This window comes from Deltaproteobacteria bacterium, assembly GCA_003194485.1.
In the GTDB taxonomy this organism is placed as follows: Bacteria; Desulfobacterota; Dissulfuribacteria; order Dissulfuribacterales; family UBA3076; genus UBA3076.
Genome location: PQXD01000021.1, coordinates 13026 through 28986, shown reverse-complemented (window position 1 = coordinate 28986; position 15961 = coordinate 13026). Strand labels below are relative to the sequence as shown.

The window sequence follows — 15961 nt, the reverse complement described above, 5'->3', positions numbered from 1 at the left end:
GACGTCCTACATTGGCCGCTGCCGGCCTTTTGGGCCTTGGTATAGGAGGGGATATATACTAACCGTCAAGCACCCGGCTATCGCCGCCACAGGCACGTTAAATGATACGGAAATAACATTGACGGAAAATCACCGTCATGGACAAATTTTTCGTTTTGTGAAAAAAAAATTAGAAAAATTGAGGAGTTGACTCAAAAAATGGTTGCTCTATGAAAGAATCTTCAGACCAATGGCAGTAATTGTATGGCAAGCAGCCTACCCGGTGCTTGCTGCCTGTATCTTATATGAAATATCCAGAGAGGAGGACAGTACCAAAGAGATACCTATTATTATGCTCACCTCAAAGGCCGAGCCTGCCGACAAGGTAAAGGGCCTGGAACTGGGGGCCCTGGACTATGTGGTCAAACCCTTTGACGAAGGCGAGCTGATAGCCCGCGTGAATATACAATTACGATTGAAACAGCTTTACGAAGCCCTACAGGAGAAGAATCGACAGCTCCGGGAGTTGGCCAACCGGGACGGACTGACAGGCTTATATAACCATCGATATTTCCACGAGCAGCTGTCTAAGGACTTTTTGCGCGCGAAAAGATATCATGAGTCTTTGTCGTGCATTTTATTAGACATAGACTATTTTAAGAAATTTAACGATACATACGGACATCAGACGGGTGACATCGTATTGAGTACTCTGGGGCAAGTCATCAGAGACTCTATAAGGGACAGCGACTTCGCGGCCAGATATGGGGGTGAAGAGTTTGCGCTCGTGTTGTATCATGCAGATAGGCCGACCGCGATCAATGTGGCTGAACGTCTCAGGCAGATGGTGGAGCACTGTGAGGTGCGTGATAAGGATCACGTGTTGCATGTCACCATCAGTTTAGGGGTTGCCACGTTTCCGCACGAGCAAATCAGCAATCCCAAGCAGATAGTTGAATGCGCTGATAAGGCGCTATACAAAGCCAAGGAAAATGGCCGGAACCGGGTAGAATACTTTCGGTGAATATTCGGTGAATCCGTTATATCCTGCGCCTTGATGGTTGTGGCAACTCCAAGGCATAGACAAAATTAATAAAAAGCACTCACGGCAAAAAGTCGTAAGTGCTTGATATCTTTGGTACGCCAGGAGGGATTCGAACCCCCGACCTACGGATTCGTAGTCCGGCGCTCTATCCAGCTGAGCTACTGGCGCATGTATGGGCTCTTTATAATGGATAAGATGTCCTGTTGCAAGTCTCTGAATCGCCCGCAATTGCCTGTTGAAAGCATCATATGAATTGCCCGACCGATGGGCAGATATTCTGAACAGGACATTTATAACAATCTGGTTTTCTGGCCTTACATATCTTTCTTCCGTGATCGATCAGGATATAAGTTATCTTACCCCAGTCTTTTTTGGGGACTATTGCCATAAGGTCGCGTTCGATCTTAACGGGATTGTCTTCCCTGGTCATGCCCAGGCGTTTGGCAAGGCGCTTTACATGGGTATCCACTGCTATTCCGGCATTCACTCCATAGGCATTGTATAGTACTATATTTGCTGTCTTTCTCCCCACGCCGGGGATAGAGACCATTTCTTCCATGGTCCTTGGAATCTTACCCTCGAAACGTCCCACAATAATCCTTGAAGCTGCTTTTATATTCTTGGCCTTATTCCTGAAAAAACCTGTAGGTCTGATAAGTTCCTCCAGTTCTTTTATAGGGGCTTCAGACATACTCCTGGCATCAGGAAATCGTCCGAATAGAACAGGAGTTACCTGATTCACTCTAACATCAGTGCACTGGGCCGAAAGGATGACTGATACAAGCAACTGAAAAGGGTCTGTGGACTTGAGAGCTATACGAGCATCCTGATATGTGGCCTCAAGTATCTCTATTACATTCAGTATTCTGGTTCTCTCATTCATGATTATACCGACATACCCCATCTTGTTGTTCTGGAACTAAAACCTCAATCGCCTCATCAAGACAAGACCTATTGTGATAAGTACAAGGTGCACTATCCAGGGCGCAAAAAATGCCGGAACCGTACCGGTTTTACCCAGAGTAAGGGCAAAGCTCCAGGTTACCCATGCAGCAAAACCAATAACCACTCCCAACCCCAGGCCCAGTGAAAGACGCCCGCGCTCCCTGAACAATGTAATAGATAATCCGACCAAGAGCAGGCTGCATCCCAAAAACGGGTACAAGATCTGTCCCCACAATGCAGTCTCTTGCTCTTTTGCGGAATATCCGGACTGTTTCAGCCTCTGGACACTCCTCCAGAGAGAAACTATATCCATCTGTGCCGGAGGCGTCTCAACGGCAACAAAGTCTTCAGGGGCCTCGGCAAGATCGAGATCCAAAGACCCAAAGGCCTTGACTGAGTAAGTGGATTCCCCCGTCCTCAGTTTGCGCATCCCGTTTTTAAAAACCCACTTATTACCCGAATATATAGCTTCATATGCTGCCACGAGCTGAGTAATTACATATCTATTGTCAAATGAAAACCACTGAACGTTCTTAAGTCTTCTGGCATCAGGACTAGCGAGTTCTGTAGCCCAGATACTGTTTTCACCCAGAAAAAAAAGCCTGTTTCCCTTTAATATCCCCCTGGGCGGTCTCTTTTTGACATCCACCTGGAATATTGCCATGGCCCTCTCTGTTGCTTTAGGGATATATGATGCTTTTAGGGTGACCAAGATCGCCGACAAAAAGAGAGCCGCCAGCAACAATGGCAATATAACTTCCCGGGGCTTAACTCCAAGAGAGCGCATAGCAAGTATCTCCATATGTCTTGAAAGAAGCATGATACTTAGAAGCCCTGCAAATAAAACGGCCAGAGGTGTCAGCTCGTAGAGTATTTTGGGTATTGATAGAAGAAAATAGGCCAGCGCTGATGACATAGGCGCGTTTGCCTCAATAAAATCATCCAGCCTCTCGAATACCTCGATCAGAAGATAGATTCCTACCAGTCCCGGAAGGACCAGTGCGAACATTAAAAAGAAGTTGCGAAGCAGATACCGGCTAAGCACGCTCATACTAGCCCCTTAATGGACCCCGTTTGTACAGCAGAATTATCAATCCGGCAGTTATACCGGCAAAGATGAGATTAGGCACCCATAGAGCAATAACAGGTGAAATGCTGCCTGTATCGGCCAGATTGCCTGCAAAGGCCATGGAAAGATAATATGCCAGAAATGCCGCAAGGCCAAGGGCAACTCCTTCTGAGAGTCCGGTTCTGCCAAATAATATACCCAGGGGAGCGGCCATTATACCCAGAATCAGGACACCCGCAGGTAATGCCAGCCTCTGGTGAAACTCGGTGAGATAGTGTATTCTGTGTCTGTCGGATTTGTCAGGATCTGAGGCATTTTTCAGCAGGTCTCTCAGCCCCAACTCACCTCTCCCTGGTTTACTGTCCTTTCCGGACAGGCTGAGATGAAGCACATAGGAATTGAATTCAATAGTATCGGTCTTTCCGTAATCATTACTTATGTGATTTAATATGCCGTTTTTCAATCGCAAAACCACTTCCAACCCGCCTGGCCGGGCAAGCAGTTCTCCATCTCTGGCCAGGATCTGATAGATAACCTGTTTTTTTCGAGCGTCCTGAATGTAAACCCCTTTAAAGCAGTGACCTTGATCAAGGCTCTTGTCCACATAAAGTGTGAGGCCAGATATGGGAGTAAAAAAGACTTTTTCAGGAATTCCCCGCGCCAGACTATGTTCAGTCAATTCCCTGATAAAATTCTTGGACGCCGATTTTGCCCTTGGAATTAAACTGGATGACATAAAAAAACTGACCAGACATGCTGTTATTGAGACCATAATTACGGGTATCATGAGCTTCTTTAGGCCTGTGCCGCATGCAAAAAGTGCAAGCATCTCACTATCCCTGGAAAGACGTAAAAATCCCATGAGCACACCTAACATCGTGGCCATTGGCAGCACAAATGCCCAGAATGTCGGCAGCAGCAAGATGGCAATTTTGCCCAGCTCAACGTATCCTATCCCCGTCCTGAGCAGGGGCTCCAAAAGGGACAACAGGCTGCCAAGCAACAAAAGGACACTAAGTGCACAAAAAGAAAACAGAAAAGGCAGGGCCATTTCTCTCAGGAGCATTCTAGACAATAAAGACATAGGACTCCACATGCTCTGATGTCATGATGTAAATATTCGGTGAACCCGTGGTTCACTGTGGAAGTTGCCATCCGTGCCCTGCCGCAGGAGCGGTTTACCTTTTGCAGGGTTTCAACCGCAGGCCGGATTGCACTGCCTCTCCGGTCCGCGATGAGTGAGCTTTGAAACCCGGAAAAAGGTAACCGCTCCAAGGCAGGATATAACGGGTTCACCGGATATTTACGCCATGATCATGGCCCATTTAATGAATTTAATGATATATATATTAGTCGTGTCCGAAGCAATTACATGTATATTACCCGCAGAAATCTCCTCTTACCCACCTTCACGACCGCTTGGGGCCACTGGATCCCAATTTCATCAGACTGTACATTCTCGCCATCAATGCTTACCGCACCCTGTTTGATGAGCCGTCTGGCCTCAGAAGTACTCTCCACGAGACCGGCCTCCTTGAGAACTCTGGGAAGGTAGATTGTCTTTTCGTCCGGGGATAGCCGGAACTCCGGAATATCATCAGGGATCTCTCCCCTGCTGAACTGGGCCTCAAAATCTGCTTTTGCAACCTCCGCGGCCATGGTGCCATGAAATCTTTTCACAAGCTCCTGCGCAAGCCGCATCTTCACATCCTTGGGATGAAGACGACCACCGGCAATCCCGTCCTTAAGCCCTTTTATCTCCTCCAGCTCAAGACTGCTCAGCAATTCAAAGTACCTGAACATCAGATCATCCGAAATGGACATGAGCTTTCCGAACATATCCTGAGGCGGTTCGGTAATTCCAATGTAATTGTCGAGAGACTTGCTCATCTTCTGGATCCCGTCCAACCCTTCAAGAAGAGGCATGGTTAATACAACCTGGGGTTCCTGCCCGTATTCTTTTTGTATGTGTCGCCCCACCAACAGGTTAAAAGTCTGGTCAGTACCTCCAAGCTCAATATCTGCCTTAATGGCCACTGAGTCATAGCCTTGAATCAGGGGATAGATAAATTCATGTATACCTATGGGCTTCCGGGCCTGAAAGCGCTTCTTGAAATCATCTCTCTCAAGCATCCTGGCCACAGTATGCTTTGCACACAGGCGTATCATATCTATGGACTTCATCTCCTGCATCCATACACTGTTAAGGACAACCTCGGTCTTTTCCGGATCCAGTATCCTGAAGATCTGTTCTCTATATGTCCTGGCATTCTCCTGCACCTGCTGGGGAGTGAGGGGAGGCCTTGTCTCGGACTTTCCGGATGGATCTCCTATCAAACCGGTAAAATCCCCTATGAGGAACATGACACGGTGACCAAGATCCTGAAAGTGCCTCATCTTCTGTATGAGTACTGTATGTCCTAGGTGCAGATCAGGGGCAGTCGGATCAAAACCGGCCTTGATCCTCAAGGGTATGCCGGTCTCAATGGCCCTCTTCAGTTTATTCTCCAGCTCATTCTCGTCGATGATCTCCACGGCCCCCCTATGAATGAGCTTCATGGCCCTTTTCAGATCCTGCTCCATATCATGTCACCTGCTCAACAGTCTTCATTTATCTCGCATATTCAACGGCCCTTGTCTCCCGTACCACAGTCACCTTGATTTGACCGGGATAACTCAATTCACTCTCTATCTTTTTAGCCACATCCCGGCATAGAAGCGGAATCTCCGCGTCAGATACCTTGTCACTGAGAACAACTATGCGTATTTCACGGCCTGCCTGGATGGCATAGGACTTCTGGACGCCTTCAAACGACTTGGCAATATTCTCCAAATCTTCCAGGCGTCTTACATAACTCTCAAGCATTTCCCGCCTGGCCCCGGGCCTTGCTCCTGAAAGGGCATCCGCCGCCTGCACAAGGACCGCCATTACCGTATCCGGCTTCACATCTTCGTGATGGGCCGCAATGGCATGTACAATATCCTGGGACTCACCATACTTCCTGGCCAGATCAGCACCTATAATGGCATGCGGACCTTCCACCTCATGGTCCACGGCCTTTCCAACATCATGAAGCAATCCGGCCCGTTTCGCCACCTTTACGTTGACACCCAACTCAGATGCCATTACACCACAGAGAAAAGCTACCTCGATAGAATGCTGCAATACATTCTGGGCATAGCTGGTACGGAAATGAAGCTTGCCCAGGAGCTTTATGAGTTCAGGATGAATCCCATAGGCCCCGACATCAAAAGCGGCCTGCTCTCCTTTCTCACGGATGGTGTTATCTATTTCTTTTTCTACCTTTCTTACTACCTCTTCAATACGGGCTGGATGAATTCTGCCATCGGCAACCAATCTCTCAAGGGCAATCCTGGCCACTTCTCTACGCACTGAATTGAAACCTGACAACAGAACGGCTTCAGGGGTATCATCAATGATGAGATCTATACCAGTAGCTGCCTCTATAGCCCGGATATTTCTGCCCTCCCGGCCAATTATGCGGCCCTTCATTTCTTCATTGGGCAAGTGTACCACTGAAACAGTACGTTCAGTCACGTATTCACCTGCATACCTGGCTATAGCCAGTGAGATTATCTCCTTTGACCTTTTCTCGGCAGTCTCCATGGTCTCTATCTCTATATTTTTAACCAGTTTGGCTGCATCCTGCCTGACATCGGCCTCTAATGTCTCGAGCAGACATTCCTTGGCCTCCTGAACCGACATGCCTGCTATCTTTTCAAGCTGTCTCTTCTGTTTGTTTACCAGGTCCTCTATCTCTTTTTCCTTTTCCTGGAGCGTATGCTCTAGCCGCTTCAATCCTTCTTCCTTCTCAAGTACCTCAATTTCCTTATGGTCAACCAGCTCATACTTACGATCTACCTGCTGCTCCTTCTGCTGAAGACGCCTCTCCTGACTGCGCAGTTCGGCCTTCCACTCCTTTATCTCTTTCTCGGTCTCTCTTTTTAGCTGAAAGATATCCTCCTGACCCTGTATCCTGGCTTCCTTACGCAGTCTCTCTGCCTCTGCCCGGGCCTCTCTCTTTAAGCGCTCAACTTCCTCCCTTACCGAAGCAATCTTGTCAACAGTCCTGCGCCCAGCAAACCATATGCCAGCAGCCAGGCCAACACCCAGACCCACGATGGCCGCAAATAAAACGTAAGAAATTTCCATGATGGGTGGCACCTCCCTTCCATATAGGATGGCCACACCCCATCCAGACTCCCTGACGGAGCGTCTTGATGACGGTTGCTTACGGATTTTGGCTGGCGGTTGAAATCCGGGCCGGAATCGACCCAAAAAAATGTGCTGAAACTATGAAATGCCCGCTAGATAGAAAATATTCTCCCTCTGGATCGGCCCAAAAACAAAAGAAGACCTGAGATCCGTGTCAAAACATCGCATTTCACTGAGCCCCGAATCAAGACTATCGATTTCACTTCTTTCGAATTTTTACTTAGGAGGATTTCTTCACAACCCCCCACTGAAAAAGTCCAGCTATTATAGCAAAACCGGCCGGATTTCAAAAGACATGTATGGCATCCTTAACCATGCAGTCATATATGGCCGTTGCTCAATTTGCCATAGACACATTACGTGGATGTACAACCTGTTACCATATCCGTTATATATATGAACCCGAACGGGGTTATAGCCTAATCCCCCACTTATGCCGTGTCGACAAAATCTATTGAACCTGGCAAACCAGGTGGGCGTCTCATCCGCTATTCGGGAAAGAGATTTCTCTCCTTCCATCCCTATGCGGAGAGGAGACACCCTTGTAAAGAGAGTTGGCTCAACAAACTCTGCCAATCACCAACACAGCAGGGGAAACAAATAAATTCGAAACTTGAAATTGGAAATTGGTAACGCATCTATATCATTTTTTGTGTTTTTCCAATTTCCAATTTCAAGTTTCGATATAATACCACGATCTGCAAACTTAATCCATTACGGAATCAATTTTGGCAACCAATCGACTGGCCTTGCCAACAACCGTCTCCTTTAATTCACTGAGTTGATGTCTGGCCAATATATAATCTTTGCCCGCGTTAAGCATAGCCAAAACCACCATCTTATGAGGAGCCATGCCCTTGTTTGCAGTCTCTTGCTCTCTCACCTTTGCCTGAACATATTCCACGACTTCCCTTACATCAACCTCCGGATCATCGGCCTTCAGTTCATAAACCTGACCAAAAAAATTTAATTTTATTATCTGTGCCGTTTCCAATTTGTCTAAACACCCAAAGGCATAGCGGTTTGATGCGCTTCAGCAGTAGCTTCCAACTCCTCAGAAAACGTATCGATCTGTTCGATTTTACCTAAAATTCCTGAAATCCGAAGGCGAACATTCTCCCTCTCTTCTTCAAACCGGGCCAATTTATCCGCTAATTCCTTTAGCTGTGTATTCTGTTCCTGTGTCTGCCTGAGAAGATTATCACGCTCAGATACTAATTGTTCGCAATATCTTAAAAGTTTATCTACTTTTTCTTCTAATAGATGAAGCTCCTGGTTACCCATATCCCATCTCCTGAATTTAGAGACATTAAAACCACTGGTCGTGCATACGTCAACCCTGGAATTCTCTCTGAGCTGGCCGGTTAATTAATCAACCGGCTAAAAGGAGGTATTATGCTGCCGGGAGGCACTTGCACCCCTTCAAGATAACTAAAGGCACCCAGTTTTGCCCCTTCACCTACTGTTGTCCTGCCCTTAAGGACTACATGGGGACCTATCGTAACATCTCTGGACAGCATGACATCCGGCTCTATGTAGATGGATTTATAAAGCTCAAAGCTCACCCCGAATTCCATCCAGTTTTTTCTTATCCTATCCAACAAAATTGTCTCGGCCCTGGCAAGCTCAGTCCTCGAATTGATCCCCCGGGCCTCATCCTCAGCAGCAGCACTGACAGCACCTGCCGAGACACCCTCAGATACTGCTATACTTACTATATCGGTCAGATAATACTCTCCCTGAACATTATCGCAGCCAACGGCATCAAGGGCATGAAACAAAAAACCCGAATCAACCGCATAAGTCCCCGTATTTATCTCGGTCAGCCGCCTTTGGGCCTCTGTGGCATCTTTCTCCTCGACTATTCCTTGAATCTGAGCATCTTCGGACACAGACCTGAGCACCCGTCCGTATCCGGTTGGATCTTTCAGGTGCGCGGTCAACAAAGATAGAATCCTCCCGGAATCTGCATGATCTTCCATGAATGAGGCAAGGGTATTCTCTTTCAATAAGGGTGTATCCCCGCAAATGATCAAAACATTGCCATGGAACTCTCCCAAGGCAGCCTTTGCACAAGATGCCGCATGGCCTGTGCCGAGCTGCTGCTCCTGCACCACCAACTTAATATCGGTCTTTTTCAAATAATCTCTGACAAGATCATCGCCATGGCCAGCTACTACGACCCTGGGACCGATATCCAGATTCCTCAGCAGGTCCAGAACATGTCCTATAATCGGCTTCCCAAGGAGGTGATGCATCACCTTCGGGACCTCCGATTTCATCCTGGTCCCCTTGCCGGCCGCAAGTATAATGGACGCCCAGGGCCGACGTCCATTAATAAAGGTATTTGCCATTTTTAGAGAAATCCTCCGGAAATAAAAAGGGCAGGCTTTCGCCTGCCCTTTTATGTCTGATTTCCAATAGATTGAGGCTAAGCCTGGTGACCCCCTACATGTAGCCTCACAAGGGCCCTGAAAAGGGCTGCCCGGGCACGTGCAAGGTCAATTTCTCCCTTCCGTGCCTCGGCCTCCTGCAATCTGCGCTCAGCCCTCTCCTTGGCCCTGAGGGCCCTCTCCACATCGATTTCTGTGCTTATCTCGGCACTTTCGGCCAGCACTGTCATGCGATTCTTCGACACATCGCAGAACCCGCCGCTCAATGCCAATCGGACCATATTTCCGTCATTGGTATAATGCAACTCGCCTATCCTGATCGTGGTCAACAGGGGAGCGTGGTTTGCCATTACACCAAAGACACCTTCCCCACCGGGCGCTGTAACCAGCTCCACTTCCTCACTCACCACAAGCTTAGAAGGTGTTACTACCTCAAGAAGTATCTTGTTTGCCATTTACTTTTCCCCAGACCCGCTTCTGCGACTTCACAGTCGGGTTATTGCTGGTACGATGATTACCACTTTCTTCAGTCTCATCCGCCGACAAGGGGTCCATTTATGCCATCTTGCCTGCCTTCTCCACGGCCTCCTCTATGCCGCCCACCATATAGAACGCCGCCTCGGGCAGTTCATCATGCTTGCCCTCCAGGACCTCCTTGAACCCACGGACCGTATCTTCGACCTTAATGTACTTGCCAGGCATACCGGTAAAGGTCTCAGCCACGTGGAACGGCTGGGAGAGGAACCTCTGGCATCTCCGTGCCCTCTGCACTGTGAGCTTGTCTTCATCTGAGAGTTCGTCCATACCCAGGATTGCGATGATGTCCTGAAGGTCCTTGTACTTCTGCAGGGTCTGCTGGAGCGTTCTGGCCACGTGATGATGCTCCTCGCCAACGACATTGGGGTCGAGAATACGGGACGTGGAATCCAGCGGGTCCACGGCAGGATATATACCAAGCTCTGTAATCTGCCGCGAGAGGACCACTGTACCATCAAGGTGGGCAAAGGTTGTGGCAGGAGCAGGGTCAGTCAGGTCGTCAGCCGGCACATACACACACTCAACCGCGGTAATGGAACCCTTGTTCGTAGAGGTAATCCGCTCCTGCAGCGCACCAAGGTCTGTAGCCAGTGTCGGCTGGTAACCCACTGCGGAGGGAATACGTCCAAGCAGGGCCGAGACCTCTGAACCTGCCTGGGTAAACCGGAATATATTATCTATGAAGAAGAGCACATCCTGGCCTTCCTCGTCACGGAAGTACTCTGCTGCCGTAAGTCCGGTAAGACCGATACGCGCCCTTGCTCCGGGAGGTTCTGTCATCTGTCCATAGATAAGCGCAGCCTTTGGCAAGACCCCTGAATCCTTCATCTCGTGGTACAGGTCGTTTCCTTCACGGGTACGCTCACCGGCGCCACAGAAGACCGAGATACCGCCGTGCTGCATGGCGATATTGTGGATCATCTCCATCATAATGACGGTCTTTCCAACGCCCGCACCGCCGAAGAGCCCCATCTTGCCGCCACGGGGGAAGGGGACCAGCAGGTCCATTACCTTCACACCGGTCTCAAGGACATTGACACTCGTGTCCTGTTCCACAAAGTCCGGGCATTTACGGTGAATAGGTGATGTTATACTGTCGTCAATCGGCCCCAACCCATCAACCGGCCAGCCCACGACATTCATAATCCGGCCCAGGGTCGGCTTGCCGACAGGGATCTTTATGGCATCACCCGTATCCCTCACCGGCATGCCGCGGACAAGCCCGTCCGTGGTGTCCATAGCAATGGTGCGCGCCACGTTGTCGCCAAGGTGCTGGGCAACCTCAAGGACCAGGTTCTCCTCCTTATCGCTAATGGCCGGATTGGTGACCATAAGACCGTTCAGGATAGATGGTACCTTACCGGGCTCGAACTCCACATCGACAACAGCACCGATGACCTGAGATATCTTCCCCATATTTGCTGCAGTTTCAGTTGCCATTTATCTTCCTACCTCCCCAGACGCCTGATCCAGGCGTCAAAATATTTTTCTCTAACAGCCAACAGAGCCTGCCCCTTACTTGAGTGCCTCGGCCCCGCCAACAATATCCATGAGTTCCGCAGTTATTGCGCTCTGCCTGGCCTTGTTCATAACCAGTGTGAGATCTGTAATCATATCTCCGCATGCACGTGTGGCATTGTCCATTGCCGTCATGCGGGCCGCCTGCTCGCTTGCCCCGGTCTCGAGCATGGCGTGCATAATCTGTACGTTCACATACATGGGCATCAACTGATTGAGGATCTCTTCAGGATCGGGCTCATATATATATGTCGCCTTCGGTCCTTCAGTCGCCCCCTCCTCAGCCTCCTCAAGACCTTCCGTGCTGATCGGCAGGAGGCGATTCATAGTGGGGCGCTGCAGCACAACGTTTATGAAACGGCCGTAAAGCAACTGGACTTCATCCACCTCTTCCTCAAGAAACAGATTGATGACCTCCTGGCCCACCTGCCTCGCATTGAACATCTGTATCTTGTCCATGATGCCCACGCTGCTGTGCAATATCTCAAACGGACTTTTCTTAAAAAAGGTGTTGCCTTTCTTTCCGACACAGGCAAGACAACCTTCACGGCCTTCTTCCTGCTGTGACTTGAGAAACTTCTCAGCGGCCTTGATGAGGTTGGAATTAAAGGCCCCGCACAAACCCCTGTCAGAGGTCACCAGTATCAGCATGACCTTCTTCACGGGCCTGGCCGCCATGAGCGGAAAGGCGTCCGGGTTGATACCCGCACCTGCCAACTCTCCCATCACAGCAGAGAACTTCTCAGCATAGGGACGAAAGTCTTCCATGCGCTGCTGGGCCCCGCGCAGCTTTGCAGCAGCCACCATGTTCATGGCCTTGGTAATCTGCTCGGTCTTTTTTATACCTGCTATCTTAAGCTTTAGATCTTTCAGTGACGGCATTTAAGGCAGCCCCCCTTTTGTTCCTAAAGATTACGGTTCGCCTTGAACTCCTTGACAAAACCCCCGATTGCCGCGCCCATCTTCTTGTCAAGGGCATCGTCTATGGCCAGCTTTTCCTTGAGTTCACTGAAGATATCAGGGTGCTTATTCTCAACAAATTCATAGAGCTCTTTCTCAAAATCATGGAGCACGTTAACCGGCAACTCGTCCAGGTGCCCTCTTGTACCGGCATAGAGGATGGTTACCTGTTTCTCCATTGGAAGAGGTGCATACTGCGGCTGCTTCAGGATCTCAACCAGGCGCTCGCCACGGTTCAACTGGTCCTGTGTGGCCTTGTCCAGATCACTACCGAACTGGGCAAAGGCCGCAAGCTCACGGTACTGGGCCAGATCAAGCCTCAGGGTACCCGCCACCTGTTTCATGGCCTTTACCTGTGCCGCGCCGCCGACCCTGGATACCGACAGGCCGACGTTGATGGCCGGACGGACACCGGCAAAAAAGAGCCCCGGCTCCAGATATACCTGGCCGTCCGTAATGGAAATAACATTTGTAGGAATATAGGCGGACACGTCACCCTGCTGGGTCTCAATTACGGGCAGGGCCGTAAGACTGCCTGAACCCAATTCATCGTTCAATTTGGCAGCCCTCTCCAGAAGCCTTGAATGGTTGTAAAAGATATCACCGGGATAGGCCTCACGCCCCGGAGGACGTCTCAGCAGCAACGAAAGCTCGCGGTAGGAAACCGCCTGCTTTGACAGATCGTCATAGAGAATGAGTGCATGCTGCCCCTTGTCGCGGAAGTACTCGCCCATTGCGCATCCGGCATAGGCGGCCAGGTACTGCAGGGACGCGGGCTCACTGCCGCTGGCTGCGACTATGGTGGTGTAATCCATGGCCCCGTGACGGCGCAGGGCCTCGGCAACCAGGGCCACTGTGGCCTGTTTCTGACCGGAGGCCACATATATGCAGTACACATCCGTTTCTTTCTGGGCGATGATAGCGTCCACGCAAATCGCCGTCTTTCCTATCTGGCGGTCACCGATGATCAGCTCGCGCTGCCCCCTACCAACAGGCGTCATGGAGTCGATCGCCTTGAGACCTGTGTAGCACGGCTCGTGGACTCCCTTCCTGTCGATCACGCCGGGGGCCTTCATCTCAATACGTCTGGTCTCCTTTGCGTCGATCGGGCCCTTTCCGTCTATGGGACTGCCAAGGGCATCCACGACACGGCCCAGTAAGGCCTCCCCCACGGGCACCTCGGCGATTCTGGCCGTCCTCTTGACCAGGTCACCCTCCTTGATCCCCCTGACGTCACCCATAACGGCAACACCGACATTGTCCTCCTCAAGGTTCAGGGCAATACCCATGATACCCCCAGGGAACTCCAGGAGCTCCATGGACATGCAATTCCGTACGCCATAGACACGGGCGACGTTGTCACCGACCGACAGGACCGTACCTGTCTCGGCGAGATCAATTGCCTTCTCGTAATCCTGAATCTGCTTCTTTATGATGTCACTGATTTCCTGAGCTTTTATCTGTGCCATTATCCCAACTCACCCCTTCCTATGGATTCTCTGATACTCTGTAGCTGGCTCCTGATACTGCCATCCAGAACCATATCGCCTACACGGGCGACTATACCGCCAATTATAGCGGGATCTTCCTCTATCTGTAAAGTCACCTGCTTGCCGGCAACCTGTGCCAGGACCTCTGAAAACTTGTCCTGCAGGTCTTTGGGCAAAGGAACCGCGGAGCGGACCACTGCGCGCACGACACCGGTCTCCTCGTCCATAAGCTCCTGGAAACAGGCCGCCATCAACTTCAAGTGCTGTATCCTGCCACGCTCCACCAGGAGTTGCAGGAAATTCGCAAGGGCGGCTTCAACACTCAGGGCCTTGATAATCTCCTTTATGACTGTCTTTTTAATGTCAGCCGGAAACACCGGGCTCACAAGTGCGGCCTCAACGTCAGGACTTTCCTCCAGAAAGGCGTCTATGTCCTTCAAGGCCTGACTATAGGCCTCTAACTTCCCTTCCTCTTTGGCAACGGCAAAGAGGGCCTTGGCATACCTTTTAGCTATAACTGTACTGGTCAATTTTTCTGCACCACCCTTTCAAGATATTCACTGATGAGGCGATGATGATCCTGCTCATTCAGGTTCTTGCGAATTAGATCTTCTGCCATCTTGACGGCCATATCAGCCACTTCTGTCTGCAACTCGGTCTTTGCCTTGGCAAGCTCCTGTTGCACGTAAAATTCTGCCTGGGCCTTGATGTGCTCTGCAGTCTCGTGGGCCTGTGCTATAATCTTCTCTTTCACTGCCTGCCCCTGCTCAGTGAAACTCTTCAGTATACGCTCTGCCTGTTCATCCATAGTGGAAAGCCTGCCCTCATACTCTGCATACTTGCGCTCTGCATCAGCTCGCTTGGCCTCCAGCTCTTCAAATGCGGCCCTTATCGATTCGGTTCTTCCTTTAAGGGCTTCCGTAACAGGCTTTTTCCCGAATTTCACCAGTATGCAGACAAGAAGAGCAAAATTAAGACAGAACCAGACAAAAGTCATTATCTGGCTGTGGGTCAGCCCGTGATGGCCCTCATGGGCGGCGCCATGGCCTTCTTCATGGCCGGCGGCAGCCTCTTCACCAGGGGATGCCGTTTCATGACCTCCCACGGCGGCAGTATCATGGACTGATTCAAGGCCCGCAGTATCGTGCCCCGACTCTTCGTCGGCAGCCGCTGCCACTCCACCCGCGGCCACCAGAAGAACCACAAAAGAAAAGACTACGACCAGGGACCGGATACCAGCCCAACCTTTCCTCATATAATCCATTTATATAGCCCTCCCCAGAAGCTTCTGCGAAATATCCACGGCAAAGGCCTCGATTTTTGCCGTAAGATCCTTCCTCGCAGCATCGATCTCTGATGTGAGTTCAGCCATCAACTCCTGCTTCCTGGCAGCAGACTCCTTATTACTCGTCTCGAGAATCTGATGCTCCTCCTCCCTGGCCTCCTGCTTCAACTGCTCCATTTCATTCTGCCCGGATGCACGGGCCTCGGCCAACTTCATTTCAAAATCCTTAAGGAGTTGCTCGGCATTGCGCTCATATTTTTCCACATCGCCCTGGATGGAAGACATCCGGGACGCACGCTCTTCAAGCAACCTGCGAATAGGCTTGTAGAGAATAGTATTCAGTATAACCAACAGAATCAAATAACCAATAATCTCTGCAATTATTGAATAATCAATAGTAATCATTTTTCCCGTTTCCTTCCCCCCGAAGGCCCAACATCTAATAAAAATAAGAACTTAGGATAAATGAACCCCCATTCAGAATTTACTTCAAAATGCTTTTA

16 protein-coding genes, 1 tRNA gene and 1 other RNA gene are annotated in these 15961 nt (G+C 50.0%); 1 reads left to right on the top strand and 17 read right to left on the bottom strand.

Features of this window, described 5'->3' with window-relative positions:
• Positions 1-202: 202 nt before the first annotated feature.
• A complete protein-coding gene (locus C4B57_10340) occupies positions 203-1003 on the top strand; it encodes a diguanylate cyclase response regulator (GenBank protein ID PXF53036.1) in 801 nt (266 codons plus the stop codon).
• 112 nt (positions 1004-1115) lie between these two features.
• Here the strand turns inward: C4B57_10340 and C4B57_10335 are convergent.
• From C4B57_10335 to C4B57_10255, 17 genes are all read right to left on the bottom strand, one after another.
• Positions 1116-1192, bottom strand: a tRNA-Arg gene (locus tag C4B57_10335).
• A 76-nt stretch (positions 1193-1268) separates the two neighbouring features.
• The gene (gene nth / locus C4B57_10330) at positions 1269-1928 is read right to left on the bottom strand and encodes an endonuclease III (GenBank protein ID PXF53035.1); all 660 of its coding nucleotides are present in this window, start codon (positions 1926-1928) and stop codon (positions 1269-1271) included.
• Positions 1929-1943: 15 nt separating this feature from the next.
• A complete protein-coding gene (locus C4B57_10325; GenBank protein PXF53034.1) occupies positions 1944-3020 on the bottom strand; it encodes a hypothetical protein in 1077 nt (358 codons plus the stop codon).
• 1 nt (position 3021) lies between these two features.
• Entirely contained in the window at positions 3022-4134 is a 1113-nt protein-coding gene (locus tag C4B57_10320) for a hypothetical protein (GenBank protein PXF53033.1), read from the bottom strand.
• A 272-nt stretch (positions 4135-4406) separates the two neighbouring features.
• Complete coding sequence (locus C4B57_10315) at positions 4407-5621, bottom strand: tyrosine--tRNA ligase (protein ID PXF53032.1); 1215 nt, start codon at positions 5619-5621, stop codon at positions 4407-4409.
• 28 nt (positions 5622-5649) lie between these two features.
• On the bottom strand, positions 5650-7212 hold the full coding sequence (gene rny / locus C4B57_10310; protein ID PXF53031.1) for a ribonuclease Y: 1563 nt from the start codon (positions 7210-7212) through the stop codon (positions 5650-5652).
• Positions 7213-7695: 483 nt separating this feature from the next.
• A non-coding RNA gene (ssrS, locus tag C4B57_10305) (6S RNA) lies at positions 7696-7872 on the bottom strand.
• 109 nt (positions 7873-7981) lie between these two features.
• Positions 7982-8269: a hypothetical protein gene (locus C4B57_10300; GenBank protein ID PXF53030.1), complete on the bottom strand. Its 288-nt coding sequence runs from the start codon at positions 8267-8269 to the stop codon at positions 7982-7984.
• 5 nt (positions 8270-8274) lie between these two features.
• Complete coding sequence (locus C4B57_10295) at positions 8275-8559, bottom strand: hypothetical protein (GenBank protein ID PXF53029.1); 285 nt, start codon at positions 8557-8559, stop codon at positions 8275-8277.
• Between the two features lie 80 nt (positions 8560-8639).
• Positions 8640-9629, bottom strand: a complete 990-nt coding sequence (locus C4B57_10290) for a hypothetical protein (protein PXF53028.1) — start codon at positions 9627-9629, stop codon at positions 8640-8642.
• Between the two features lie 77 nt (positions 9630-9706).
• Positions 9707-10123 (bottom strand): F0F1 ATP synthase subunit epsilon, encoded by a 417-nt coding sequence (gene atpC / locus C4B57_10285; protein ID PXF53027.1) that lies wholly within the window; start codon positions 10121-10123, stop codon positions 9707-9709.
• A 100-nt stretch (positions 10124-10223) separates the two neighbouring features.
• A complete protein-coding gene (gene atpD / locus C4B57_10280; protein PXF53026.1) occupies positions 10224-11645 on the bottom strand; it encodes a F0F1 ATP synthase subunit beta in 1422 nt (473 codons plus the stop codon).
• A gap of 75 nt (positions 11646-11720) precedes the next feature.
• A complete protein-coding gene (gene atpG, locus C4B57_10275; GenBank protein PXF53025.1) occupies positions 11721-12605 on the bottom strand; it encodes an ATP synthase F1 subunit gamma in 885 nt (294 codons plus the stop codon).
• A 23-nt stretch (positions 12606-12628) separates the two neighbouring features.
• Positions 12629-14152 (bottom strand): F0F1 ATP synthase subunit alpha, encoded by a 1524-nt coding sequence (locus C4B57_10270; protein PXF53024.1) that lies wholly within the window; start codon positions 14150-14152, stop codon positions 12629-12631.
• Complete coding sequence (locus C4B57_10265; GenBank protein PXF53023.1) at positions 14152-14703, bottom strand: F0F1 ATP synthase subunit delta; 552 nt, start codon at positions 14701-14703, stop codon at positions 14152-14154. Before C4B57_10265 ends, C4B57_10270 begins: the two co-directional genes overlap by 1 nt.
• Positions 14700-15437 (bottom strand): ATP synthase F0 subunit B, encoded by a 738-nt coding sequence (gene atpF, locus C4B57_10260; GenBank protein ID PXF53022.1) that lies wholly within the window; start codon positions 15435-15437, stop codon positions 14700-14702. The genes C4B57_10265 and atpF overlap by 4 nt, the downstream gene beginning before the upstream one ends.
• Positions 15438-15863, bottom strand: coding sequence for a hypothetical protein (locus C4B57_10255; GenBank protein ID PXF53021.1), 426 nt, complete (start codon positions 15861-15863; stop codon positions 15438-15440). It lies immediately after the preceding gene.
• Between the last annotated feature and the right edge of the window lie 98 nt (positions 15864-15961).

Excerpts from the sequence above, each read along its gene's own strand:
- nth (PXF53035.1), bottom strand. The coding sequence starts at position 1,928 with ATGGGGTATGTCGGTATAATCATGAATGAGAGAACCAGAATACTGAAT.
- C4B57_10325 (PXF53034.1), bottom strand. The coding sequence starts at position 3,020 with ATGAGCGTGCTTAGCCGGTATCTGCTTCGCAACTTCTTTTTAATGTTC.
- C4B57_10320 (PXF53033.1), bottom strand. The coding sequence starts at position 4,134 with ATGTGGAGTCCTATGTCTTTATTGTCTAGAATGCTCCTGAGAGAAATG.
- C4B57_10315 (PXF53032.1), bottom strand. The coding sequence starts at position 5,621 with ATGGAGCAGGATCTGAAAAGGGCCATGAAGCTCATTCATAGGGGGGCC.
- rny (PXF53031.1), bottom strand. The coding sequence starts at position 7,212 with ATGGAAATTTCTTACGTTTTATTTGCGGCCATCGTGGGTCTGGGTGTT.
- C4B57_10295 (PXF53029.1), bottom strand. The coding sequence starts at position 8,559 with ATGGGTAACCAGGAGCTTCATCTATTAGAAGAAAAAGTAGATAAACTT.
- C4B57_10290 (PXF53028.1), bottom strand. The coding sequence starts at position 9,629 with ATGGCAAATACCTTTATTAATGGACGTCGGCCCTGGGCGTCCATTATA.
- atpC (PXF53027.1), bottom strand. The coding sequence starts at position 10,123 with ATGGCAAACAAGATACTTCTTGAGGTAGTAACACCTTCTAAGCTTGTG.
- atpD (PXF53026.1), bottom strand. The coding sequence starts at position 11,645 with ATGGCAACTGAAACTGCAGCAAATATGGGGAAGATATCTCAGGTCATC.
- atpG (PXF53025.1), bottom strand. The coding sequence starts at position 12,605 with ATGCCGTCACTGAAAGATCTAAAGCTTAAGATAGCAGGTATAAAAAAG.
- C4B57_10270 (PXF53024.1), bottom strand. The coding sequence starts at position 14,152 with ATGGCACAGATAAAAGCTCAGGAAATCAGTGACATCATAAAGAAGCAG.
- atpF (PXF53022.1), bottom strand. The coding sequence starts at position 15,437 with ATGGATTATATGAGGAAAGGTTGGGCTGGTATCCGGTCCCTGGTCGTA.
- C4B57_10255 (PXF53021.1), bottom strand. The coding sequence starts at position 15,863 with ATGATTACTATTGATTATTCAATAATTGCAGAGATTATTGGTTATTTG.